The sequence below is a fragment of the Tabrizicola sp. T74 genome (assembly GCF_057219935.1).
Genome location: NZ_JBXVVT010000005.1, coordinates 311,504 through 335,865 on the forward strand (window position 1 = coordinate 311,504; position 24,362 = coordinate 335,865).

General features: G+C 62.3%; 24 protein-coding genes. 7 read left to right on the plus strand and 17 right to left on the minus strand.

Annotation, left to right across the window (positions count from 1 at the left end; genetic code table 11):
- The first annotated feature begins 370 nt into the window (after positions 1-370).
- Positions 371-1,168, plus strand: a complete 798-nt coding sequence (locus AC2EAL_RS16435; RefSeq protein WP_484725305.1) for a Shedu anti-phage system protein SduA domain-containing protein — start codon at positions 371-373, stop codon at positions 1,166-1,168.
- Between the two features lie 122 nt (positions 1,169-1,290).
- Here AC2EAL_RS16435 and AC2EAL_RS16440 read toward each other — a convergent pair whose 3' ends face one another.
- From AC2EAL_RS16440 to AC2EAL_RS16470, 7 genes are all read right to left on the minus strand, one after another.
- A complete protein-coding gene (locus AC2EAL_RS16440) occupies positions 1,291-2,013 on the minus strand; it encodes a hypothetical protein (RefSeq protein WP_484725306.1) in 723 nt (240 codons plus the stop codon).
- Positions 1,998-2,777: a terminase large subunit domain-containing protein gene (locus AC2EAL_RS16445; RefSeq protein ID WP_484725307.1), complete on the minus strand. Its 780-nt coding sequence runs from the start codon at positions 2,775-2,777 to the stop codon at positions 1,998-2,000. Before AC2EAL_RS16445 ends, AC2EAL_RS16440 begins: the two co-directional genes overlap by 16 nt.
- Positions 2,767-3,360 (minus strand): hypothetical protein, encoded by a 594-nt coding sequence (locus AC2EAL_RS16450; protein ID WP_484725308.1) that lies wholly within the window; start codon positions 3,358-3,360, stop codon positions 2,767-2,769. The genes AC2EAL_RS16445 and AC2EAL_RS16450 overlap by 11 nt, the downstream gene beginning before the upstream one ends.
- Complete coding sequence (locus AC2EAL_RS16455) at positions 3,353-3,751, minus strand: hypothetical protein (protein WP_484725309.1); 399 nt, start codon at positions 3,749-3,751, stop codon at positions 3,353-3,355. The genes AC2EAL_RS16450 and AC2EAL_RS16455 overlap by 8 nt, the downstream gene beginning before the upstream one ends.
- The gene (locus tag AC2EAL_RS16460; protein ID WP_484725310.1) at positions 3,738-4,394 is read right to left on the minus strand and encodes a hypothetical protein; all 657 of its coding nucleotides are present in this window, start codon (positions 4,392-4,394) and stop codon (positions 3,738-3,740) included. Before AC2EAL_RS16460 ends, AC2EAL_RS16455 begins: the two co-directional genes overlap by 14 nt.
- 146 nt (positions 4,395-4,540) lie before the next feature.
- Complete coding sequence (locus AC2EAL_RS16465; protein WP_484725311.1) at positions 4,541-5,305, minus strand: hypothetical protein; 765 nt, start codon at positions 5,303-5,305, stop codon at positions 4,541-4,543.
- On the minus strand, positions 5,302-5,442 hold the full coding sequence (locus AC2EAL_RS16470; RefSeq protein ID WP_484725312.1) for a hypothetical protein: 141 nt from the start codon (positions 5,440-5,442) through the stop codon (positions 5,302-5,304). Before AC2EAL_RS16470 ends, AC2EAL_RS16465 begins: the two co-directional genes overlap by 4 nt.
- Positions 5,443-5,654: 212 nt before the next feature.
- On the opposite strand from AC2EAL_RS16470, the gene AC2EAL_RS16475 reads away from it, so the two are divergent.
- Positions 5,655-6,374 carry a DUF3800 domain-containing protein gene (locus AC2EAL_RS16475; protein WP_484725313.1) on the plus strand — a complete coding sequence of 240 codons (720 nt, stop codon included), beginning with the start codon at positions 5,655-5,657 and terminating at the stop codon, positions 6,372-6,374.
- Positions 6,375-6,793: 419 nt separating this feature from the next.
- Positions 6,794-7,090 (plus strand): hypothetical protein, encoded by a 297-nt coding sequence (locus tag AC2EAL_RS16480; protein ID WP_484725314.1) that lies wholly within the window; start codon positions 6,794-6,796, stop codon positions 7,088-7,090.
- Between the two features lie 437 nt (positions 7,091-7,527).
- On the opposite strand, the gene AC2EAL_RS16485 is transcribed toward AC2EAL_RS16480, so the two are convergent.
- From AC2EAL_RS16485 to AC2EAL_RS16495, 3 genes are all read right to left on the minus strand, one after another.
- Positions 7,528-9,975, minus strand: coding sequence for a TOTE conflict system archaeo-eukaryotic primase domain-containing protein (locus AC2EAL_RS16485; protein WP_484725315.1), 2,448 nt, complete (start codon positions 9,973-9,975; stop codon positions 7,528-7,530).
- A gap of 129 nt (positions 9,976-10,104) precedes the next feature.
- Positions 10,105-10,362, minus strand: a complete 258-nt coding sequence (locus tag AC2EAL_RS16490) for a helix-turn-helix transcriptional regulator (RefSeq protein WP_484725316.1) — start codon at positions 10,360-10,362, stop codon at positions 10,105-10,107.
- A 192-nt stretch (positions 10,363-10,554) separates the two neighbouring features.
- Entirely contained in the window at positions 10,555-11,718 is a 1,164-nt protein-coding gene (locus AC2EAL_RS16495; RefSeq protein ID WP_484725317.1) for a tyrosine-type recombinase/integrase, read from the minus strand.
- Between the two features lie 300 nt (positions 11,719-12,018).
- Here AC2EAL_RS16495 and AC2EAL_RS16500 point away from each other — a divergent pair, with 300 nt between their 5' ends.
- The gene (locus tag AC2EAL_RS16500; protein WP_484725318.1) at positions 12,019-12,669 is read left to right on the plus strand and encodes a pyridoxamine 5'-phosphate oxidase family protein; all 651 of its coding nucleotides are present in this window, start codon (positions 12,019-12,021) and stop codon (positions 12,667-12,669) included.
- Position 12,670: 1 nt separating this feature from the next.
- On the opposite strand, the gene AC2EAL_RS16505 is transcribed toward AC2EAL_RS16500, so the two are convergent.
- A complete protein-coding gene (locus AC2EAL_RS16505; protein ID WP_484725319.1) occupies positions 12,671-15,814 on the minus strand; it encodes an efflux RND transporter permease subunit in 3,144 nt (1,047 codons plus the stop codon).
- Positions 15,811-16,908, minus strand: coding sequence for an efflux RND transporter periplasmic adaptor subunit (locus tag AC2EAL_RS16510; RefSeq protein WP_484725320.1), 1,098 nt, complete (start codon positions 16,906-16,908; stop codon positions 15,811-15,813). Before AC2EAL_RS16510 ends, AC2EAL_RS16505 begins: the two co-directional genes overlap by 4 nt.
- 342 nt (positions 16,909-17,250) lie before the next feature.
- On the opposite strand from AC2EAL_RS16510, the gene AC2EAL_RS16515 reads away from it, so the two are divergent.
- Positions 17,251-18,600 carry a DEAD/DEAH box helicase gene (locus AC2EAL_RS16515; protein WP_484725321.1) on the plus strand — a complete coding sequence of 450 codons (1,350 nt, stop codon included), beginning with the start codon at positions 17,251-17,253 and terminating at the stop codon, positions 18,598-18,600.
- Positions 18,601-18,603: 3 nt separating this feature from the next.
- Here the strand turns inward: AC2EAL_RS16515 and AC2EAL_RS16520 are convergent, their stop codons facing one another.
- Complete coding sequence (locus AC2EAL_RS16520) at positions 18,604-19,056, minus strand: hypothetical protein (RefSeq protein ID WP_484725322.1); 453 nt, start codon at positions 19,054-19,056, stop codon at positions 18,604-18,606.
- Between the two features lie 369 nt (positions 19,057-19,425).
- On the opposite strand from AC2EAL_RS16520, the gene AC2EAL_RS16525 reads away from it, so the two are divergent.
- On the plus strand, positions 19,426-20,004 hold the full coding sequence (locus AC2EAL_RS16525; RefSeq protein ID WP_484725323.1) for a thymidine kinase: 579 nt from the start codon (positions 19,426-19,428) through the stop codon (positions 20,002-20,004).
- Here AC2EAL_RS16525 and AC2EAL_RS16530 read toward each other — a convergent pair.
- Complete coding sequence (locus tag AC2EAL_RS16530) at positions 19,977-20,924, minus strand: DMT family transporter (protein ID WP_484725324.1); 948 nt, start codon at positions 20,922-20,924, stop codon at positions 19,977-19,979. The genes AC2EAL_RS16525 and AC2EAL_RS16530 overlap by 28 nt on opposite strands.
- Positions 20,925-21,097: 173 nt before the next feature.
- On the opposite strand from AC2EAL_RS16530, the gene AC2EAL_RS16535 reads away from it, so the two are divergent.
- Positions 21,098-22,120 carry a hypothetical protein gene (locus AC2EAL_RS16535; protein WP_484725325.1) on the plus strand — a complete coding sequence of 341 codons (1,023 nt, stop codon included), beginning with the start codon at positions 21,098-21,100 and terminating at the stop codon, positions 22,118-22,120.
- Positions 22,121-22,124: 4 nt separating this feature from the next.
- Here the strand turns inward: AC2EAL_RS16535 and AC2EAL_RS16540 are convergent, their stop codons facing one another.
- The 3 genes from AC2EAL_RS16540 to AC2EAL_RS16550 are packed head-to-tail and all read right to left on the minus strand — an operon-like array spanning position 22,125 to position 24,302.
- Positions 22,125-22,691 (minus strand): SPOR domain-containing protein, encoded by a 567-nt coding sequence (locus tag AC2EAL_RS16540; RefSeq protein ID WP_484725326.1) that lies wholly within the window; start codon positions 22,689-22,691, stop codon positions 22,125-22,127.
- Positions 22,691-23,323: a uracil phosphoribosyltransferase gene (upp, locus tag AC2EAL_RS16545; protein ID WP_484725327.1), complete on the minus strand. Its 633-nt coding sequence runs from the start codon at positions 23,321-23,323 to the stop codon at positions 22,691-22,693. The genes AC2EAL_RS16540 and upp overlap by 1 nt, the downstream gene beginning before the upstream one ends.
- Before the next feature lies 1 nt (position 23,324).
- Complete coding sequence (locus tag AC2EAL_RS16550; RefSeq protein ID WP_484725328.1) at positions 23,325-24,302, minus strand: adenosine deaminase; 978 nt, start codon at positions 24,300-24,302, stop codon at positions 23,325-23,327.
- Positions 24,303-24,362: the final 60 nt, after the last annotated feature.

Below are 24,362 nucleotides of genomic sequence, written 5' to 3' on the forward strand. Positions count from 1 at the left end.
CATCCGGCCACTTCTTGAGCTGTTTCCCCTTCCCGATGAACCGAAGTTCTATCACCTCTACCTGCGCCGTCCCCTAAACGGGACGAAAGAAATGATGCGCGGTGGCGGCGACTACTTTCGCGCGGCTGTTGTCCCACAGCGGAAGCTCCTTGCTGTTGGCAAGGCTCTCTCTCGGCATGTAGTGGTTAAGTTCCCACTGCACGTCGAGTATCTGGGCACACGTCCGACGACTTAATCCGGGCCTCACGCAAATCTGTCCGGTTGACGCGCCGCCCACTAGTCTTGCGTCAGGGCAAGGAATTTCTCACTCGCCGCTGTGTGGCGTTCTGGACGATGTTACCGCAAGAGCTTAACGTGGAGAGACCTTTGCATGGATGGGACGGACGCAGAAGACGCTCGAAATCGCTTTCTTGAACTATTGGATGAGAAACACGGTGAGCAGGTATACCAAGACTTCTTGGAGAGAAACACCGAGTTCATACCGCGAGACTTTGTGCAGAACCACGGCATTCACTTTAGCCTAGTACTGAGGAAGCTGAGTTTCGGGGCAGATTACAAGTCGGACTTTTTCTTCTTCTCAAAGAGTTCAGATGATTGGCATGCTGTCTTCGTAGAAATCGAGAAGCCTCAATCGCGATACTTCTCCGACAAGGGGAACAAGGTTCACCAAGACTTTCAATCTGCCGTAAGTCAAATAAAACAGTGGAAAGCTTGGCTGAGTGTTCCGAACAACAAATCTGCGTTTCTTCAATCTCTTGCTTCGCTTCAAGTTCCGGCACATATGGCAATGAACCCAACAAGCTGCAAGTTTGTTTTGGTTCATGGGCGTCGTGGTGAGTACTCTGGAAATGCAGACCGTCGGCAACTAATTCACTCATATGAGGAGAATGACTTCAAGATCATGTCGTTTGACAGCCTGGCAGAGAATTTGGCGACCAAACACAAGCTAATGATTGGGGTTCGACACAATAACTTCATTGATATTCTGGGCGATGAAGTAGTCAGCGGCTCAATGATTGGCTGGATGGAGCCGACGCAACTTCGGGTTTCGGCCAAATTTCTGGAAGTCCTGAAGAAGGGATCAAGAGCACCGAAGGAGTATGTGATGGTGAACGGCAAACCTACTGACGCATGGCAGGAGGCGTCGAAGACCATCTTGGTTCGATGAACTCTCCGCCGGTAGATACCGGCTGCGCCTCCGCAGCGCGTCAGCCACGGGCGGTGGGCGCGATGCCCTACCCGCACACCCGACGATGCCTCATCGCCTAGCGCTGCCCGGTTTTTCGGGGGTCAGCCGTAGTAGTTACGAAGATGGTAGCACTCGACGCGCTGCGGCTTGAGATACTGGCTTGCGAAGGCACCAACGATCACGGAAATTCCAAGATCACCGTGGCCAGCAGCGGAGCGGGACTGCGTGATGATCTGGTTTCCAGCAGCAGTCGTTTCTGTCGAGAAACTGGCAAGGTCGGCCTCGATCTCGGCCCGGAGGGGCAGGTCATGGGCGAACCGGATTTCTCCTGCCGCGAACATGACGGCGAGGTTCTCGATCATGAAGGTTTTCCCCGCGTTGACGTAACGACCTGACCTCTTCGACCAATCCTGGCCCCCAGTCATCGTGACCGCCCAATGCGGCACAGACTGCGCTTGCAGCATGTCTGAGACCACACGTCCGATGGACGTTCCGTCGATGGCAAGATGTGACTTTCCACCGAACGGATGCGCGTTCTTGAGACGGATCAGATGATCGACCACATCGACATAGCTGACACCCCGGAAGCGGTCAGCATAGACGACTGTCCGATTGCGCGGGCCGACAATGATCCTGTTTTCGTCCACGACAGGTAGCGCTTCGTCCTTGATCACGGTGACGGCTGAATAGTCGTTCGCCTGTCCGAGGTCCGCCGAAACCCAGTAATTCTGGAAGCCCGTGACGCGCGGGATGGCCGGGTCATGATACGTCTCGTTGATCACCCGACCATCGGGCATGAATACGAGATCTAGAACTTGGGACATATCGCGCCCTCCTGAGATGTGGCGTTTTCGATGATGGTGAGATCGAAATAGGCCTGACCATCGGCCAGCATTTCGACTTCGATCTCCTGTCGAAACTTGGTCGCGGACAGTGCGCGGCGCATTCGTTCGACCTTTTCGGCCAGCCTTGGAATGTCCGTCCCCTTGACCACGATCCTGTGGATTCCGTCGCCGGGTTTTGCATCAAGGAACAGCTTCGCGAAGTAGTTTCCCTTCCCGGCTGGGGTTGATGAGAAATACACTTGGCCTTGGGCCGTGAGCATGGGCAGGACGCTGGAAATCAAGTCTTCCCCGCCGCCCTCGCCTTGAAGGAAGGCGCACTCGTCGATCTCGAGTAGTGACACCGAAGGATACCCCCGGATCGTGTCCGATGTGGACGGCAAGGCAACCACTCGGGCACCGTTCGACATTTCGAGTTCGGTCAGGGTCGACCGGGTGATCACGAGGTCTGTCCGGCGAAGTTGGCGGGCGATTTCGCGGGCAATGATCTTCGCCTGCCGCTCTGCCGGGGCGATGCACAGGGACAGCGACTCCGGGATGTGCAGTTCCTCAACCGCACGGGCGGCGAGAACGGATGTCTTCCCGGCTTGGCGGCTGACACGGCACGCCACCTCGGACGAGCGGGTGGAGAACATCTCAACCTGCCAGTCGTCTGGCTCATGGCCGATCCAATGGGCAAGGCGCACCCTCGGATCGAGGGTGCGTTCTAGCCCCTGCGCCCATTTGACAAGGCCGTCATATGCCAACGCCGCCCTCCTCCCTCGTGACGGAAAGGACGTGCTGACGCATTCGGCGTAGCAACGGTTCGCGGGCTGCTGGAACTTCGTCGCAGACTTCCTGCAAGACGCGCTTTAGAGTTTCCCATTCGGGCGACTGCGCCAACGTGACCGAGACGGTCAGATTGGTCGCCATCTTCCCGTGCATGGTCGCAATGTCGCGGAGGATGCGACGAAGACCCTCCATAGCAGACAATGCAAATGCGTCGTCCTCGTTCTGCTCGGCCTTGGTGATCAGCTTCTCGACGCGGCGGGCAAGGCTTTCGTAGGTGTTGCCGACATCCAAGCGATCCTCATTCAGGACTGCCGTGTCGCCTTCGATCTTGGACAGCCGAACCTCAGCCAGAACGGCCCGCACCATTTCTTCGGTGATGTGATCCCTGCGGAAGCGGACCAAGGTGTCGATATGCAGACCAAGGCGCTTCGCGATCTGCGTCTTCGCCATTCCACCCGGCAGGTTGTTCTCGCCCAAGATGATCTGCTTGATGATCGACTTGCGCTCTGGGTGCAGGAGGATCGTGTTCTTCCGGCCCCTGCCTTGGGGATCAGCCATTTGAGGTGACTCCCGATTGAGGCGTTGAGACGGTGATGGGGGCACCGTTATCGTCGGCATACCAGTGGACGCGAGCGCGAAGCCGGTCCCACTCGACAACGGAGACATCCTTCAGATGGTCATAAACGCGATCTGCAAACTCTTTCCCCACGCCCGACCGCAGGAGGTCGTGGCGCAACTCAACAAGCGAGAAGCTGTCGAGGTGGAGCTTCATCATCCCGGCCAACGTAGCGACGACGGCGGTCGTCGGGCCGCTTGACGGGTCGAGCGTTTCGATCCCATGTCGGGTGACGACCTCGCCACCACGGAGGACGATCACCTCGTCCTCCGCCGAAAACCCAAGACCCACGCGGTAGGCCCATTCGAGGCAGGCACGTTCACTCGGCTTCATGAGCTTTCTCCATGAGCGCGAGTTTCGTCTGCATGTGCTGCGGCAGGTCTTCGGGCGTCCTCCAAGTCTGAATCTTGAAACCCTGACGTTCGGCTTCAAGCCGCCGATGCACGATGCCATTGCCCGTCTGGTGATCCGCCCGGACATACCGGATACGGTGATGGTCGTCGTCCAAGCTGATCGTTTTGGTTGGGGCGATTGCAGGCGGGGCAGTAGTGTTGCGCCGTGTCGGGTCTTCCCGGCTATCCCCAATCCGCAGAGGCAGTCCGCGCTTTTCCGCTTCCAGCTTCGCCGCCTGATACTTGGCGATGTTCCGAGCGTCTTCGCGCGAAAGATAGACGCCCGGTTCGGACTGCGATCCGCCCAGAATCCAGTTGCCGGCGGCATCCTTCACGAAGCCAGCGGCCTGCATGGCGCGCTCTTTTTCCTGTGCGTCGAGGGTCGCGCTTAGTCGGTCGAAGGTTTCCGATGGGTCGGGCTTTTTCGTCTCGGCCAGCTTGCCAAGCAATTCTTCGTTCTTCTTTTTCAAGCCACCGATCTGAACTTCGACCGACTTGGCGATCTGCGGCAAAATGGCTTCGATGAGTTTCGGCGCGAGGGCTGCAATCAATGCAGCCGCGTGTTCATCATTGGAATCCGGCATTGTCTGCTCCTTTCTCAAAGCAAAAACGGCGAACAGGTTCGGAACTGCTCGCCGTCTCATTTGCTTGAGAAGCGCCGAGCCTAACCCGCCGATGCTGTGACGCTAAGTCCCAGAAATGGTGTTGCTCAACTTGGAAATCAGGTCTTTTAGGCGGCCTGCGTAGCCAGTTTTGGGTAGACGCGTAGGGCCGCGCCGAGCTTGTGTTCGGTCAGCCGCAGGTCCTTGTTGACCCACCGGATTTCACAGGTAGGGAGTGCGTTCGAGAGTTCGCAAACGAGGGCTTTCGGGTTGCCGAGATAGCTGATTTTGTTCCATCCCACGCGGCCTGACTGGGTGACTTCCCAAAGGGCGCGACCAACGGCGCTGTGCGGCTGAGGGAGGGAACCAATTAGGCAGGAGACTTCACCTTCACGCCAAGGGCGCGATACGCGGATGTGTCCAGCACGGCAGATGTAGAAGGGGTCGTCTTTGATTGGTGGAATCGTCGGGGTAAGCTTCGGGAGGACGATGGGTTCGGGGACGGATGCAGTGATTTTGGCGACCGGCTTCCGCGCGGGCGGTCGGTGTTGTGATCGCCACATCGCACGGGCTTCCTCGAGTGAAGCTTCCGTGTTGCGAACGCCGGGAAAGTAATCGAAGGGAACGTCGCCGTCCAAGATCGCAACGATCCGATTCCGCAGGAGATCGCCATCGATCCCGGCGAAGGTGCATGCCAGTCTCCGATCAAGGGCAAGATCGCCGCTGGCCGAGGTAAGCCAGGACAGCGCACGGCGGCGTGTGGCTGGGTCGAGGATTGCGCCCGGAAAGAAAAGGTCGGAGATCACGCGGAAGACGATAGCAGCCCAAAGGCGACGTTCGGCCGAGGGAAGGCCTTCGAGGGATGCTTCATAGTCGCGGGCGATGCGGGTCATTGCTTCGGGAGGGTCGTTGAGTGGCGGACGGGATGACCGAGCAGGTGGGCTGCCTCGGCCTGCTGGGCGTCGGTCGGGTGCGTCGTCCAGACCACCTCATCGCGAGAGCAGTCCCAGACGGGGAGGTCGTGTGCCATCAGTCGTTTGAGCGGTGACGGGCTAGTCATCGGAAGGCTCTCCGAGAAGTATTGGTGGGCGAGGCCATCTAAATCTGGCCTAACGCCACAATTTAACATCGCCCTAGACGTGCTGGCCTTGTGATTAAGGTAGATCAGGAAGAGAATAAGGTGCGCGGGATGCTCCACAGAGCATCAGCCCCAGAGCAACGGCCAAGGAACGAACCACACAAATGCATCTACTGTACTACGATGAAGTAAAATATGATCCGCCGACCCAAGCAAGTTTTTGGCTAGGCGGGATCTGTGTCTCCTCATTGGCAGTGCCCACTATTGAAGCAAAAGTGAACGAAGTTTCGCAGTTGGCATTCGGGTCGAAACTGCTGTCAAAGGAAACTGAGTTTCACGGCAAGGAAATTTGCGGGGGCCGCGGCAATTTCAAGGGAAGACCGTTTGAAGAGCGGCTAGACGTGCTGAACCGATTACTTGCAATCATCGGCGGCGATGAGGTCCATCGAGTCTATGTTCGGATAATTCCCGCAAACATCACGCATTCGTCTACACCCGCCGACGAAATCGCCTTCATGTACTTGATCGAACAAGCAGACGGGCTGTTCAAGAGCCTAGGGACGCTAGGAATGCTGTTTGGCGATTATGACGAACCGAACATCGGCACATCTGTCGCGTCTTTATCCCGTTATCGCGCAGGTGGAACACACTGGCACAGAGGCCGCGAGATCGAGAACATCATCGACACGGTTCACTTCGCGCGCTCCCACCATAGTAGGATGATCCAGCTGGCAGATGTGTTCTTGTACTGCATGCAGTTCATGCTTCAGGACAACTCAGCAGGCTGGAGAAAAGGCATTGCCGACGTTATCACTGCGTCTGGCGTCCAGACCTGCGCTCGCCAAAGAATCTGGCCGAGTGAAGCTCAATGGTACAGGTGGTGACGACCGGCGCTCAGACGAGCTGGCAAGGTTATGCACCTCTGCTCTGCCGGTCGTGGCCTCTAGATTGTGAAGCAGAGCCCAAAAGTCAAGACGGTCACGCAGCATCCACGACGGAACTTGCCCGCAGTGTCTGACCTTTTCTGCCACTAAGCCCGCTGGAAAGGGTGACCTGATAAACCGCCATCTCCACGATGTTGCAGACGAAACGCGCTTTGCAACAGCACCTACGCGAATCCTCTTGGCAAAGAACCGGTTAGCAACCCAGCCAAGTTGCATCGGCATCAAGAGGTCAGAGCAGAAGCAAGTCTTAAAGTAGGGCGCGCAACTGGAAGGTGGAGAGCGGGATCGGAGATCACCCTTGGATAGCCGGAAGGCTCAGTGTAGCTTCGGTGTCGGACAACATTTTCGAGGAGGAACGATTGAAAGCCGAAGATGCGATGTTTGTTTGGACCCCCGACCGTGAGCCGTTTGACAAGAATCCTCTGGCCGGTACGGTTGCAGTCACAACAATACCCGAACACCCTAGCCTTAAGGAGCATCCACTGTCCGTAGGCGCTTGTGACTTAAGTTGGCGCGAAGCCAGCATAGCTGGCAGGATCGAATTGATGCAGAAGTACATCTCACACATGATCGACCGTGATAACCTCAACCGCGCCACTGTCCGCGCAGCGCTGGATGAAGTCGACGAGTTCAGGGGCTATCCATTTAGAATGTAGATCGACGTTCATTCAGTCTATGCAGGCATGACAGGGATGACACGCAGTTCATCTTAGTAGGAAAAGTTAGTTGGTTGGTCGGTCAACATTCACCAACCAACCAACTAATGTTTCGCCATGCCTACAGCACCCTGATATTCCTGTCATGCCTGCACGACCCATGCCCAAGGACACCCGACCAATGGCCGAATGCACCTTCTACAAAGTCGATGTTAAGAACTTTGAAAGCAGAGCGATGACTGGCGACAGGCAACGTCGGCCCCCGACGCGCGTAGAAATACCTTGGTGCGATCACCCGATTTCGCCCGTGACGCGGGAGGACACTGCGGTGCTTGGTGGAGGAACGCTGCTCAAATGCGGTGGACGGCTCGGGGACTGCCAAATTCCCCGAGACCGCATCGAAGCGTGGGCCGATGGCGTTGACTGATGCTTCGCTGCTAGGGTTTTGACGACATCCGTTCGATTTCCTCCGCCGTTGCGTCCTGCGGGGGCACCAGAAGCCATTTCCGAGACTTCTTGTCGATCTGCCATCCTCGCTTGTGCAGAGCAGGCTTGAGCTGGTTCAACTCCCGGCTAAGGGTCGCAGCCGTCAGAGGCAACCGCGAAAGGTTCATCCCCCGTGCCTCTGCCGCCTGACGCATGATCTCCAACAACTCCTGCGGCGTACCGAGGAACCTCCCGTGCCGCGCGACAGGCTCCTGCATTGCCTCCAGCGCCTGCATGGTGACCGAGTCGTCCGCCGCTTCGTCCTGCGCGATTGCCTGCGCCTCGACCATCACTTCGATGAACCAGCCAGGTTCCTTCCCAAGCACGCGCGCTGTCGCCTCGCCAATCGCCCCGAACTCGGCCAGCCGCACATTGTCCGCAAACTCATGCGGGTCGATCTGCGGCAAGACCTTCAACACCTTCACGACAAGGCCGACGACCGCCCCGAACATCCGGGGTGCGGAGTCCGCAAGACGCTGTTCGAACTCAGATTCAAGCATCCGACGTTCCGGCTTCACCAGTTCGATTTCGACCATCCGCGAGATCAGGTCCGCCGCATACTTTGACGGGTCGATGCCGTTGACGATCACAGGGCGGCGCACCCAGATCGAAAACAGGTCACCATTGGTGAACAACTGCCGCACCTCAAACCCCATCCCCGTCGTGATCCCGCAGAGTGTGTCCGACAGCTTAGTCAGGTCGGACATGTTTTCGAGGGTCAGGACGTAGTTGTGCCATGCGCGGATCAGCACATCGTCCGGCTTCTCGCCGCCCGGGGCGACCATTGCCGTGACGGGGTCGATCATTGACCGCATCACCCGTGTTGTCGATGTCTTGGCTGCTCCGTACTCCCCGATCAGGTTGACGATGGGCGACGGGGTGTCGGGGAAGAACATCTTCACGGCGCAGGCCATGAAGATAGCGAACTGATCGTCGTCCATGTTCACCATCGACCGGATGTCTTCCAAGGTGCCTTCGGCATGGCGAAGGGGAAGCTGCCTTGACCGGCGGAACACAATGGGGCATTCGCGGTCGCCGTCGATCAGGTCGATCCCCTCGGCCGAGATGACCAAGACTCGATCCTCAGCATCGCAGAGATCGACGTAGATGTGGGGTCCGACCTTTGCGACCCGTAGATGGACATCTTCAACCGTCTCATGGGCGTGCGCCCGTGCTATGCCGACAACAAGGCCGATCTGTTCCTGACTTGGGGTTACGCCGCTTGCATATGCCGCACGCCGCAGCCAGTCGCCGAACTCGATCGAGTCGATCCGCAGGACACGCCGAGGGCCAACTCGCGCATATGCCGTGCCGTCAGGGTCGCGGAACAGTTTCAGTGATCCGACTACGTCATCAAGGATGATCTTCGTCTGGTCGCCCTTACGGTCAAGCTGCACGTCGTCAGGCAACCCGCCGGTATATCCCCCTGCCCGCGCATACGCCCAGAAAGGCTCCTTTCCACATTTCCCCGCTTTCGTAATGTCCGCCCACTTCTCGAGGACATTCCGTTCGGAGTCGAAGCCGTCAGTTTCCTTCGAGTAGGTCAGCCAGTGATCGCGGCCACTTTCGCCGAAGGCGCCGAAGATGTTGAAACCCGCATCGCTCCACGCCTTGTAACCGCCACCGGGGCGCGCCTTCATGAAGGCTTGCAGCGCCGCCGCTTCATCGACCGCCTTCGTGCGCTGGCCGCTCTTGGGACCGGGCTTCTGGGCACGCGCCAACCGAAGGATAAGCTCGCCTCCTTCGTTGAACTGCATTGCCCCTGACTCGTCGATCTCGGTAGGTGTCAGGACGATGCTTTCCATCGCAAGGGGCAGTGCGACCACGGGCCGCTTGCCACCCTTCGGCAGCAACTCGACGTGGTGTTCGACAGCGTAGAGGTCACGCTTTGGGTGCTTCTTCCACACCCTGTCCGTAGCGTGAAACATCCCCTTGCCCTGCCCGTCGTCGGGCACAAACCTTTCATGTGCCCAAGGTGACTGGCCGAGGATGCGGTTGGCTGTTTCGAGGACACCGTTCATCCTCGCGCGAATGCTGTCCATGCGGGCGGGGTTCTCGAACGCGACCCAGACATGGTAGCCGCGCCCGCCGCCTGACCTGACGACAAAGTAAGGGACGGCCATTTCGTGGAGTGCGGCGGCGATGTAGCCGACCCGCTTCCGCATCACAGAGGCATCGTGCGATCCGCCGTGGTCATCAAGGTCGAACACGGCGAAGTGGGACTTTTCGTCCCCGACGTTCATGTTGATCCCAATGGGTTGCCTGCCGTCGAGGTGCGCGCGGATAACGTCGTCTGTGATGTCGCCGTCCTTCGGATAGTACGCCTTCTTGCCGTCCTTCCTGTGCAACTCCGAGTAGCCCGGGCCAGCGAGGGCAGCGATCTGTTTCAGTCCGTCCATTTCCATATCTCACTTTCCGTGAGATTGGTCCTCAAACTCCGGTTCGATGCTGCTTTGGAAACCGCTATAAGTCGGTTATTCACTCTGCGCTTGGCGACACCGAATGGGGCGAGAACCAATCTCGCCCCTTCACTTTGTTACCCGATGGGAACGCGCCCATTCGATGAGGTCATCCCGGTCATAGCGCAGCGTCCGCGCCGTGATGTGCAGGAACGGCGGGCCTTCGCCTTTCTGCCGCCACTCGAACATGACTTCCGGTGACACGCCGAGGAATTCTGCGGCTTCCGGGGTTTTCATGAGTTTGGGGCCAACACCGATACGGGTCAGCTGGTCGGCCATCTGGCCAACGGTATCGCGCAACGAGCGCACTTCTTCTGCGAGGTCCATCAACGGAATCCCCCTATCAAAGTTCGATAGAGACGGTGCGCTCCGTTGATATGCGTTCGGTTCGCGCCCTTGACCTAGCCCGCATTCCGAACGCCGCGCGGCTAGGGGATCACCCACCTGAGATTGTTCAGCGGCTGGTTACGGTCCACGACCCAGAGCAGCCCCTCAAGCAGGTCGAACATAGGTGCCACATCAAATGGGATCAAGCAGCGTTTCAGGTGGAACTCCGCACTGTTTGAAAATGCGGTCGGCAATCTGGTTGGCGTGATGGTGGGATGCGGATCCTTGGTCATAGACATCCTGGACCGACTTCTCCGTGTCCCCGCGCAGTTGGTCGATGATGTAGGACGGCAGCAACTCCATGCGGGCGGCAGTCGTGAACAGGCGGCGGGTGTCGTGTTGGCGTAGCAGCTTCTTCTGCCGCCTCTTACCATCGACCGTTTCGGTGATGCCGAGGTGTCCGAGGTCTTCGGCATGGCCGGATTTTGACTCAGCAGGGAACACCCATCCGTCGTGCTTGGGCAGCGTCTCAAGCGCAGCGACGACCACCTTCGCGATGGGGAAAACACGTTCCTGATGGTTCTTTAAATCGTCGATCTTGATGGTGCCTTTGACGAGGTCAACGTGGGACCAGCGCAGTTCGCAGACATCGCCAGACCGGATGCCGGTGAACAGCATGACAATCCACGCAACCCGCCTCGTCGGGCTGCTGATCGCCCGGATGAGGTCGATGCAGGGCCACGGCTGGTTTACGTCGAACAGGATGCCGGGCTTCTTCTTTGGCTTCTGTTTGACCTTCAGCTCTGCCGCAACGTAGGGCAGACCGCGAAGAATTGACGCCCGGCGCGATGCCATGCGGATGAGGGCGCAGACGTGTTCCGCCGTCGAAACCTTGCCCGCCTTTTCAATGTTGCGGACAACCTCCTCCATCATCGGCAACGTCACCTTCTCGACGGGCTTCTTGAACAGGTCGGTCAGGTAGGTGTCGATTTCGATTTTGTAGGTGTCGAGCGTCGCCTGCTTGGCCGTGCTGTTCTTGATGTGTGAGTCGAAGGCATCGCCTAAGGTTTTGATACCTGATGCTTTCGCGTCCCGCCCGTGGTCGAGTTCTTCGAGCTTGGCGTTGGCGAGGACCAATGCCTGATCGCCCGTCGCGATGGCCGGGAACGAACCAAGGGTGACAGACTTCACAGACGACCCGATGCGTTTGGACAAGACCCATGTCTTCGTCGTCTTGCCGACAGACAAGCGCAGGCCTTTGTAGCCGGTGCCGTCGTGGGAGTAGAAGACGGTGCCCGTCTCCGGGTGTTTGATCTTCGCGATGGACGGGCGTTTCGAGAGGTCAACGGACGGCATGATCGGGCTCCTTTGCAACAAATTTTGCAACAACTGAGGCCGATCATATGGGATCAAGTGGATATTTGACAACTTGAATTTTGTTGCAAACTATTGTTTTGCAGTTACTTATTGGATCACATGGGACGAAGCAATACCGAGACCGGACGAATGGCATTCAAGAGGTCGGGAGTTCGATCCTCCCTGGCTCCACCAACAAGAGACTGAAAGCGGGGCGGTTCTGACCGCCCCTTTTCATTTCTGGACCCCTGCCGGACGGGCCGCTATCACTGTTCGCGTTTGCGAACGGAGAGAGCCGCCATGGCGTCCTGGACCAGCCAGCCTGAACATATCGTCGTAGATGAGGCCGCCTTGCGCAGCCTTTACCCGCCGACCCATGCCCTTGCCGCGCAGAAGTCGCTGGGCGTCCTTGATCCCCATGCGCGGGAGTTCATCCGCCGCTCACCCTTCCTGACCATCGGCACGCAGAATCGCGAGGGCCGCGCCGATGTCAGCCCGCGCGGCGACCCGGCGGGCTTCGTGCAGGTGCTGGACGACCGGACGCTGGCGATCCCGGACCGGCCGGGCAACAACCGGCTGGACACGCTGTCGAACATCCTGGCCAACCCGAATGTGGGCCTTCTGTTCATGGTTCCGGGCTTTGACGATACGCTACGGGTGAACGGCACGGCGCGGCTGTCGACCGACCCCGACCTTCTGCGCCGAATGGAGGTGAATGACCGCACCCCGACGCTGGCCATCATCGTAACGGTCTCGGAGGTCTTCCTGCACTGCGCCAAGGCCTTCCGGCGGTCCCGCATGTGGGACCCCGAGGCCCGGCAGGACCGCAAGGAGATGCCGAGCCTTCTGAAGATGATTCTCGACCAGACCACCGGCGCCCCTCAGGACCCGGTTGCGATGCAGAAGATCGACGAGGGGCTGGAAGCGGACTACCGCGCCTCGATGTACTGACCTATTCGGCCGGCTGTGCCCGCCCCCGCACCTTTTCCGGGCGGAACCGAGCGTACCACTCGCGCCGTTTCTGCCGCTGCCAGAACCAGGGCTTCGGGTTGTCGGCCCGCGTGACCAGCATCAGCATCGACGGGATGATGACCAGCGTCAGCACCGTGGCGAAGGCCAGGCCGTAAACGATGGCCGAGGACAGCGCGATCCACCACTGGGTCGAGGGCGCGCCGATGGTGACCTCGTGGTTCAGAAGCTCGAGGTTCAGGCCGAAGGCGATGGGCAGGACGCCCAGGATCGCGGTCAGCGCCGTCAGCACCACAGGACGCGCACGTTCACGGCAGGTCTGCAGGATCGCCTCGATCTTCGGCTGCCCCTCGCGCCGCAGCGTGTCATAGGTGTCGATCAGCACGATGTTGTTGTTCACCACCACCCCGGCCAGCGCGATGACCCCGATGCCGGTCATCACCACGCTGAAGGGCTGGCCCATGATCATCAGGCCCAGGAAGACGCCGATCGTCGACATGACGACCGCCGACAGCACCAGCCCGACCGAGACGAAGCTGTTGAACTGCGCCAGCAGCACCGCGAAGATCAGGAAGATCGCCGCGACGAAGGCCTGGGCCAGGAAGGCCATCGCCTCGGCCTGTTCCTCGTCCTCGCCCGCCAGTTTCCAGCGGATGCCGAACTGATCGAGCCCCGCCGCATCCAGCGCCTCGGTCACCTTGGCCCGCACGGCATCGGCCTGGACGCCTTCGCGGATGCCCGCCTGCACTGTCACCGTCCGCGCGCCGTCCAGCCGGGTCAGCGTGCCGGTCGTCGGCGCGGCCTTGCGGGTCACGAAGTTCGAGATCGGGACCGAACCTTCCGCCGTCTGGATGCGCAACTGGTCCAGCGCCGAGATCGTCCGCTGGTCGGCGGGCAGGCGCAGGACGATATCCACCGCATCGTCGGCCCCCGCCGGGCGGTAGTCCGAAAGCTTGAGGCCCCCGGTCACCAGTTGCACCATCGCCCCCACGGTCGAGGGCGCGATGCCATAGCGCGCGGCCGCGGCGCGGTCGACCTGCAGCTCCCAGTCGACGCCCGGGGGCGGCAGGCCGTTCGAGATGTCGATCACGTCCGGCACGGTCGCCAGCCGGTCGGCCACCTGACGGGCGACCTCGTTGAGATAGGTCGGGTCGTCTGCTGACAGCTGGATCTGGATCGCCTTGCCGGTGGGTGGCCCCGCCTGGGGCACCGAGACCTCGATGTCGACGCCGGGAATGCCGATCATGGCCTCGCGCAGATCGGCGAGGATGGCGTTCGCGTTCTTCCGTTCCCGCCAGTCGACGAATTCGTACTGGATCACCCCGATCACGTCAGGAGCGGTGTCGTTGCCTTCGCCACCCCCGGCGCCGGTGCGGGCATAGACGGTTTCGATCCCTGGCCAGCCCAGGATGCGAGCCTCGGCCTGGGCCAGAAGCGCGTCCTTCTCGGCGATGGAGAGGTTGCCGCGCGCCTTGACGTAGAGAAGGCCGAATTCCGGTTCGACGTCCGGGAAGAACTCGGTCCCCTTGCCGTAATGGGTGTAGGCATAGGGCACCGCGACCAAGAGGCCGACGGCCAGGACCAGCATCTGCCAGGGATGCCGCACCGCCTTGCCCACGACCCACATGTAAGCCCCGTCCTTGTGCTGCGGCGGGTGCTTGAAGGGCTTGGCGATCAGCGCGCCCAACGTCGGCACAAAGATCAGCGCGTAGACCAGCGATGCCGACAGCGTCACGATCAGGGTGATCGGCATGTACTTCATGAACTCGCCGACAATCCCCGGCCAGAACAAGAGCGGCGAAAAGGCCGCAACCCGGGTCGTCGTGGCGGCGATGACCGGTCCCGCCATCTTGTGCGACGCCAGCGCAAAGGCCTCGCGCTTGTCCATGCCTTCGGACATCCGGCGTTCGGCGTATTCGGTCACGATGATCGCATCGTCGACCAGCATGCCGACGGCCAGGATCAGGCTGAAGAGGACGACGATGTTGACCGTATAGCCCCACAGCGACAGGGCCAGCATCCCCATCAGGAAGGACGCCGGGATCGCGAGGCCGATCAGCAAGGAGGCGCGGACCGACAGGGCGTAAAGGATGACGATGAAGACCAGGATGACGGCGGTTAGGACGGAATTCTGCAGGTCGAACAGCAGCTGCCGGATGTCCTTGGACTTGTCCTGGCTGAAGCTGACCTCGGTCCCTTCGGGGAGAAGCGCCTTGAACTCTTCGGTGACCTTCTTCACCTCGTCGACCGTCTCGATCAGGTTCGCGCCGCTGCGCTTGGACACTTCGATGGCGATGGCCGGGGCGCCGTTCAGGCGGGTGATGGTCTCGGGTTCCTTGAGCGTCGGCAGGATCGCGGCAATGTCGCGGACGCGGACTGTCGCGGTGCCGGTCGACACTACGGGCAGGTTCGCCACGTCCTCGATCGTCTCCAGCAGCGACGGCACCTTGATCGCATAGCGACCCTCGGCCCCTTCCAGCGATCCGGCGGCGACCAGCTGGTTTCCGGCGGCAAACCCGCCGATCAGGACGTCGGGGCGCAGGCCATAGGTCGCGAGCTTGCCGGGGTCGATCACCACCTCGACCAGATCATCGCGCACCCCCTGCAGGTCCGCGTTCAAGACCGGCGGCAGTTCCTCGATCCGGTCGCGCAGCTCACGCCCGGCCTTGGCCAGCACGCGTTCCGGCACGTCACCCGACAGCGTGATGACCAGGATCGGGAATTCCGACAGGTTGATCTCGTTGACGGTCGGCTCATCGGCCCCGTCCGGCAGTTCGGGCCGCGCGGAATCCACCTGGTTGCGGACATCGTCCAGCGCCTTCTTCAGGTCGGCCCCGGCCTGGAACTCGATCACCACGTTGCCGCCGTTCTGATAGGCGGTCGAGGTCATCTTCTTGATGCCGGTGATCGACTTCAGCGCGGTTTCCATCGGGCGGAGGAGCAGCCGCTCGCTGTCCTCGGGCGAGATGCCGGTGTAGCTCATGCTGACATAGATGATCGGGATCTGGATGTCCGGCTCGGCTTCCTTGGGGATCGAGACATAGGCCATCGTCCCGGCCAGCATCAGGAACAGAAGGACCGAGATCGTCAGCCGGGCATTTCGGATGGCGGTTTCGACAAGCTTCATTGGCCGACCTCGGGGACGACTTCGACGGTGTCGCCGTTGCGGACCAGGTCCTGCCCGGCGGTGATGATCCGCACGCCTTCCGGCACGCCGGTCACGACCAGGCCTTCAGGTGTGTCGTCAATTATCTGGACCGCGGCAAACTGCGCGACATTGTCGGCACCGACGACGCGCAGGCCAAGCGCACCATCCTCGGACAGCGTGATGATCGACCGCGGCACGACTACCGCGGGGACCGAGGCTACGAACAGCGACACTTCGGCCGTCATGCCCGAGGGCAGGGCCATCCGCGGGTTCGGCAGGGCGATCTCGACCGGGAAGGTCCGGGTCTGCGCACTGGCTTCGCGGGCCACCAGGCGGACGGTGCCGTCCATCTCGGTCCCGTTCACCAGGCGCACCTTGGCGGTAGACCCAACCGACACTGCGCCCAGGTCCACCTCGCTGACCTCGGCCTTCACTAGGATCGGGTCCAAGGACAGGATCGTGGCGACCGGAGTTCCGGTCTGGACCCATTCGCCCAGCTCGACCGACAGGCTATCGACGACGCCGGCAAAGGGCGCCTTCAGCCGCAGCCGGTCGGCGGCAGCACGGGCGCGGTTCAGCTCGGCCTGCGCCGCGTCGCGGGTCGACCGGGCATTCGTCAGGTTCGATTCCGACGTGCTGCCACCCTCGAACAGCTTCTGCGCCACAGCCAGGTCGCGCTCTTTCTGCTCGAGCGCGATCCGCGCGATCTCTTCCTGGGCCAGCGTCTCGGGGCCTTCCAGTTCCATCACCACGGCCCCGGCCTCGACCATGCCACCCTTGGTCAGGCTCAGGGACGAGATCACCCCCTCGGCCCGCGCGGCAAGTTCCACCCGCTTGTCGGCCTCGGTGATCCCCGACAGGCGGATCGCGCGGGCATGGTCGACAAACTTGGGTTCAACCGCGGATACGGTGCGGACCAGCGGCCCCTTCTCGGCCGCGACGGGCTCGGGGGTGAGGGATTCCTTACCCTCGGCCGTCTGGGCACTGCCGACGGACGAGAATTCTCCGGTCGCGATCCAGGCCCCGGCGGCGACCATGACGCAGAAGGCGGCGATGCGATGAAACTTGGGCATGACGAGCGTGATCCGGGCAAGTTGTTGATCAGAAAGGATTTCGACCGTCGCGGGCAGCGCATGGGCCCGACAGCCGGACGGGATGGAAGACTGGCTACGCGGGTAAACGCAACTGATACGCCTGCACGGAACCAAGGTCCAGCCCGGTTTTGCAACCGCTTTGGCTTGACTTGGGGCCCGATTGCGCCCATGTCCCCCCAGTCCGCTGCCCGTGCCCGCGTGAGGCTTCGAACGGCCCGGACAGTCTGGTTCCCACCGTCACGCAGGGGCGCCGCTTGCGGCACGGTCACGGGCATTCGCCCGGGACGAGGGTCGCAGGCCCTCTGAATGAATGGGATTCCCATGACCACTTTTGCCGACCTCGGCCTGTCGCCGAAAATCCTGAAAGCGCTGGAAAAGACCACGCTCAAGACCCCCACGCCGATCCAGGCGCAAGCCATTCCGCATATCATGGAAGGCCGCGACCTGATGGGCCTTGCCCAGACCGGCACGGGCAAGACCGCTGCTTTCGGGCTGCCGCTTCTTCACCGCCTCTTGGACATCGGCCATCCGCCGGGGCCAAAGAACGTTCGCGCGCTGATCCTTGCGCCGACGCGGGAACTGATCGGCCAGATCAAGGACAACTTCGAAGTCTTCACCAAGGGCACCGCCGTCAAGATCACGATGGTCGTGGGGGGCGCGTCGCTGTTCAAGCAGGCGCAGGCCCTGTCCCGCGGGACCGACGTTCTTGTCGCCACGCCGGGCCGCCTGATCGACCTGCTGGAGCGTGGCGATGTGAAACTCGACCAGTGCGGCTATCTGGTGCTGGACGAGGCGGACCACATGCTGGACATGGGCTTCATCCATTCCCTGCGGAAGATCGCCAAGCATATCCCGCTGAAGCGCCAGACGCTTCTTTTCAGCGCGACCATGCCCAAGGACATCGAGGAGATTGCCGACACCTACCTGCGCAACCCCGTGCGCGTGCAGGTGGCGCCCCCCGGCAAGCCGGTGGAACGGATTTCCCAGGGCGTCCACTACATCCCGAACGGCGACAAGGCGAAGCTTCTGGAGGAATACCTCAAGAAGCACCCGGGCGAGCAGGCACTGGTCTTCGGCCGCACCAAGCACGGGTCTGAGAAGCTTGCGAAACTCCTCGCCGCCTGGGGCTTCAAGGTGGGCTCGATCCACGGCAACAAAAGCCAGAACCAGCGCGACCGCACCCTGAGCGAATTCCGGGGCGGAGAGCTGGATGTCCTGGTCGCAACCGACGTCGCCGCGCGGGGGATCGACATCCCGACCGTGCGCCACGTCTACAACTTCGACCTGCCGAACGTGCCGGAAAACTATGTCCACCGCATCGGTCGGACGGCGCGGGCGGGGGCCGAAGGGTCGTCGATCAGTTTCTGTGCTCCGGCGGAAATGGGCGAGCTGCAGGCGATTGAGAAGCTTCTGAAAAAGCCGTTGCCGGTAGTGGGGGGCGCGCCTTGGGCCGCCGATGTGGTGGCCGCAGCGCCGAAACCCGGCCAGAACCGGGGTCAACGGCCGCAGCGGCAGGGTGGACAAAAACCGGGGTCAAAGCCGCCTGCGCCGGGCCAGCGGCCGGCAGGGCAGAAACCGGGCGGGCAGAAGCCGCGTCAGGGCGGAGCGAAACCCCAGGGCGGCAGCTTTGCACCCCGCCGTCCCGAAGGGCAGAAGCGTCGGCCGGGCTGAACTTCAGCCCGCCTCCTCCTCAAGGTTCAGCTTCATCTCCAGCAGGACCTGCTGGATCGCCAAGGTCTCGCGCAACAGGCGCTTGGCCTCGTTGACGCTGATCTTGCCGTCACCGATCGCCTGATTGTACTCGGCCATCAGCATCCCGAACCTTTGCGCCAGGGCCACCACGTCCTGGTTCACCCCCGACGAAGTCGCGTTCCGCTTTTCGCCGTCATAGGACATGGTGATCCCCCGCAGGTCGGCCAGCGCGGCGGTCACATGGGGAAAGCGGCTCGCCTCCTCCAGTGCTGCAACGACATCGATCGGCATGAAGCGGTCGTCATGTTCGTCGCTGTCGGAATAATACCGGCCCAGCGTTGCCTTCGACTTGCCGGTGATCTCGCAGGCGGCCTCGATTCCCACATCCTTGACCAGCGCCTCGGAGTGTTTCTTGAGGTAAGACGCAATCGACATCGGAAACTCCTGCCCCCGGGGCACCCGAGGGGAAACGCAGCGATTTTTTCCCATTAATCGGATCGGAACTCTTTGTCATTTACAAAGACGTTCCGGGCCTTCCGGAACCTGTAGCGAGTGGCCGGTGTCCCCAGCACCGGTTGGGGTGGGGCCCGTCGCATCAGGCCGGGAACGGGCTGACGGCGGTGCCGATGAAACGCGGCGGGCCCGTGTTCTTTGCCAGTTGTTCGGTTGCACCAGTTCTTGCGAGTAATCACCAGTACCGGGCCCGCATAGCCCACCCGTAACCAGTCGGTTTCCCTCGCCGGGCAGTGCGCGCAGGCCAATGGCTTGCGGCACCGCCCGGTGATCGGTTAGGGCTTCGGGACCATGGCCAAGCTCTACTTCCATTACTCGACGATGAACGCGGGGAAATCGACCTCGCTGCTGCAGGCCTCGCACAACTACCGCGAGGGGGGCATGCAGACCTATCTGATCACCGCGCAGTTCGACAACCGCGCCGGCCAGGGCCGGATCGCCAGCCGCATCGGCATCGGCGAGGATGCCGACACCTTCGGCCCGGACGAGGACTTGTTCGAAAAGCTGAAGGCGCGGTTCGAAAAGGGCCCCGTCGCCTGCGTGTTCATCGACGAGGCGCAGTTTTTGTCCAAACCGCAGGTCTGGCAGCTGGCCCGGGCCGTCGACGACCTGGGCGTGCCGGTCATGTGCTACGGGTTGCGCGTCGACTTCCAGGGCAACCTCTTCCCGGGCTCGGCCGCGCTCCTCGCCTGGGCCGACGAGATGCGCGAGGTCCGCACGATCTGCCATTGCGGCAAGAAGGCCACCATGGTCGTCCGCAAGGGCCCGGACGGCCGCGCGCTGAAGGACGGCGAGCAGGTGGTGATCGGCGGGAACGAGACCTACGTCAGCCTCTGCCGCCGTCACTGGCGCGAGGCAGTGGGCGACTGAACCCCCGCACCAACCTTCGTGGGACGCGAGATCAGCACCCCCGCCACCACGATCAGAGCCATCCCCGCAATCGCAATCCAGGTCAGCCGCTCGCCCCACAGGATCAGCCCCCAGGCCGCCGAGGCGGGCAGGATGACGTATTCAAAGACCGACACCTTCGAGGCTTCAGCGATCTGGTAGGCCTTCACGATCATCGCCACCCCAAGCAGCGAGCCCGCCGCCTGCACGAAGGTCCACCACAGGAACTCACCCGTCGGCCAGACCGGTCCGCGCTGCAGGAAGCCCTCGGCGCCTGCGGGGACCTCCAGAGGGAAGGCCCAAAGGACCGCCATCCCGACCAGACCAATCACCCCCAGCATCCCGAAGAACCCGGCCACGATGGTCTCGGCGGTTTCGCCCTCGCACCAGGCGCGGGTGGCGATGTTGCCCATCGCATACAGCGCGCCCGAGATGACCGGCAAGAGGGCGGCGAAGGTCGCGCCCGACATCGCCTCGGGGCCGAGGACCAGGACGACACCCAGAAATCCGACGAAGACGGCCAGAATCTGCAGCCCATGGATTGCCTGCCCATAAAGGAACCGCTGGATCAGAAGGACAAAGATCGGCGCGGTGAAGAGGCCCGCCGCCACCTGCGCCACCGGCAGGAAGGCCAGCGCACCGAAGTAGATCACCATCGCCGCGCCATGGATCGCCGACCGCGCCAGCACCGCCCACGGCCGCTTTGGGCGCAGGCGCAGGCCCAGAGGCACCGCAATCAACCCCAGGATCGCAAAGGCCATCAGCGTCCGCGTGGCATGGAACTGCCAAAGTCCGCCATCCCGGGCGATGACCCGGACATAGTTGTCGGTGAAGGCGATGACAGAGGCATAGACCAGCACTGCGCCAAAGGCGGCCAGGGTTCGGTTTGGTGTGTCGCTCATCTTTGCCCGCCTCTCCCTGTCCCTGATGCCCGCCCGCGCCGCATAAATCCTGCCTGAACGCGACCGTTTGACAGCCGACACAGTCGCTTGTCCGCTTTTGCCCCGGCGGGTCATTGTCGGCGCCCGCCGGGACGGATAGATTGACAGGAAAACAGGCAGAGACCTTCCGGCCAATGACGGCGTTGAAGAAGTACCAAAGGCTGGAATGCGGCGGGTTGTGGCGCGAGACGCCGCAGGACCAGCGGCGTGAGGTCCTGGTCCGTTTCGGCGACGCCACTCTGGTCCTGTCCGACCCGAAAAGCGGGACCGCGATCAGCCATTGGTCGCTGCCGGCGATCGAGCGCATCAACAAGGGCCAGGAACCGCCGGTCTTTGCACCGGGGACGGATGCCAGCGAAAGCCTCGAACTGACCGACCCCGAGATGATCGCGGCCTTAGGCGCCGTGCATCATGCGGTGAAGGCCGCCACCGCGCGCCCCGGGCGGCTGCGCGGGGTGTTGTTGGCCGGGGCGACGCTGGCCGTGCTGGCGGTCGGGGTCTTCTGGCTGCCTGGCGTCCTGGTGCGGCACACGGCGTCCGTCGTGCCTCCGGCCCAGCGCGCCGACCTTGGACAGCGCGCGCTGGACGATCTGGCGCGGGTGACCGGCTCCAACTGCAACAGCCAGCTGGGCCTGCAGGCGCTGGCCAGCCTGTCGGAACGGGTGTTCGGCCCGCTGGACACGCCGATCCTCTACGTCATGCCGGAAGGGGTCGAGCGCCCCCTGCATCTGCCCGGCGACCTGATCGTCCTGCCGCGCAAGATGATCGAACAGGCGAACGGCCCCGAAGCCGTCGCGGGCGCCGCGCTGGTCGAACGGCTGCGCTCGCGCGCACAGGACCCGATCATCCCGATGCTGGAACATGCGGGCCTGCGGGCGACAGTGCAGCTTCTGACCACTGCCGACCTGCCCGCAGGCGCAATCGACGGCTATGGCGAGACGCTGTTGCGCAGCGCACCCGTGGCCCTGACCGACGCCCAGATGCTTGCCGCCTTCGAGGCCGCGCAGATCCCTGCGACCCCCTATGCGCTGGCCATCGATCCAGAGGGCACCGCCACAGCCGGTCTTGCGGCGGGCGACCCCTACAAGGGTCTGGCCCCGTCGCCGCTGATCCCCGATGAATCCTGGATCGCGCTGCAGGGCATCTGCGGCGGCTAGGGCTCTACTCACCCATCACGACCGCATCGGGAAAGCCGTTGTCTCGCAGGGCAGCCCGCGCCGCAGCCGCAGCGCCCGCATCGGCAAAAGGCCCGGCAAAAACCGTGGTCAGTGTCGTGCTGCCGCCCTGCACCCGTCCCCGGACCACGCCATAGCCGAGCGCCCGCAACTTCGCCTCGGCCCGGTCCGAATTCGCCGCGACGCCAAAGCTGCCCACGGCCACGAAATAGCCCCCAGGCGCTGAGTCCGCGGCACCCGTTGGGCTTGCCGAAGCATCGGCGGCGGACGGTGCCGCCTTGGGCGCGATGGTGGTCGTCGCACCCTCTTCGGCCACCGGAACCCGCTGTCCGGACGGCGGGTTGCCGCAGACCGGCACGCCTTCGCGCGTCACGCGGGGGATCCAGACCACCTCTCCAGCCGTGCCGGCGCGGACGAACATGCAGCCCCTGGAATCGACGTATTGCTGGCCCGCATAGTCTGGTGGTGGCAGTTCCGCCGGCTGGATCAGATCGCGCGCAAGCGTCGGCGTCGCAAGCACCAGAACCAGCCCCGCTGCTACCGCAGTGCGCATCACTTGGTCCCGAACATCCGGTCCCCGGCGTCGCCAAGGCCCGGCACGATGTAGCCGTGGTCGTTCAGGTGGCTGTCCACCGCCGCCGTGACAATCGGCACATCGGGATGCGCCTCCTTCATCCGGGCGATCCCTTCCGGCGCGGCCAACAGGCACAGGAAGCGGATCTGCTTCGCCCCCGCCTGCTTCAGCAGGCTGACCGCCGCCGCGGACGAGTTCCCTGTGGCCAGCATCGGGTCGACCACGATGGCGATCCGGTCCTCCATATGCTCGGGCAGCTTGCAGTAGTACTGCACCGGCTGCAGCGTTTCCGGGTCGCGGTAAAGCCCCACGAACCCGACCCGCGCCGCCGGGACCAGTTCCAGAATACCATCCAGCAGCCCATTCCCCGCCCGCAGGATCGAAACCAGCGCCAGCTTCTTGCCCTCGATCATCGGGGCATCCATCTCTTCCAGCGGCGTCTCGATCCGCTTGGTGGTCATCGGTAGTTCCCGCGTCACCTCATAGGCGAGGAGGAGGCTGATCTCGCGCAGAAGCTTGCGGAACGACGCGGTCGAGGTGTCCTTCTCGCGCATCAGGGTCAGCTTGTGCTGGACCAGGGGGTGCGACACGACGGTCAGGTGATCCAGCATTTCAGGCCTCCAACAGCTTTCCGATCCTCGCCTTGGTATCGGCATCGCAAAAGGCCGCGTCAAGCGACTGGCGCGCGATCCGCCGGAATTGCCCATCGTCCCAGTCGAAGGCGCGGTGCAGCTCCTCATACTCCCGCGCCATCGTGGTGTGGAAAAAGGGTGGGTCGTCGGTCGAGATGGTGACCTTGCACCCCCGCCGGTCCAGCTCTGCAATCGGATGGTCGCGGAACGTCTTGTAAATCCCCAGCGTCACGTTCGACCCCGGGCAGCATTCCAGCACGATCCCCTTCTCCGCCAGTTCATCGACCAGCGCGAGGTCCTCGATCGCCCGCACCCCATGCCCGATCCGCTCCACCTCCAGGTCCCGCACCGCATCCTTGACCGAGGTCGGACCACCCCACTCCCCCGCATGGGCCGTCAGCCGCAGACCAGCCTCCCGCGCGCAGTCGAAACTCCAGCGGAAATCCTTGGGCGCGCCGATCTTCTCGTCCCCGGCAATGCCGAAGCCGACAATCCAGTCCCCCGCCGTCTCCGCCGCACAGATTGCCGTTTCCCGCGCCTTCTCCGGCCCGAAATGCCGGATGCAGGTGATGATCCCGCGCAGAGTGATCCCCATCTCCCGCTCCGCCTGATCCGCCGCCTCCTGCATCGCATGCAGGTATTCCCGCCAGGCCCCGACATCGCGACCCCCGCAGAAGTCTGGCGACAGGAAGGTCTCCGAATAGACCACCCCCGACTTCGCCGACTCTTCCAAAACGGCCAAAGTCAGCCGCGCATAGTCCTCGGGCGTCTGCAGCGCCGAGGTCGCCGCTTCATAGACCTTCAGAAAGTCCCAGAAGTCCTTGTACTTGTACTGACCGCGCGCATCGAACACTCCGGATATGTCCAGATGCTTCTCCTTCGCCAGCCCCGCAATAAACGCCGGAGGCGCCGCCCCCTCCAGATGCAGATGCAACTCGACCTTCGGCAATCCGCTCATCGCAGCCTCATTCTATGTCCACAAATATCCCGGGGGTCCGGGGGCTGGCCCCCGGTCCGA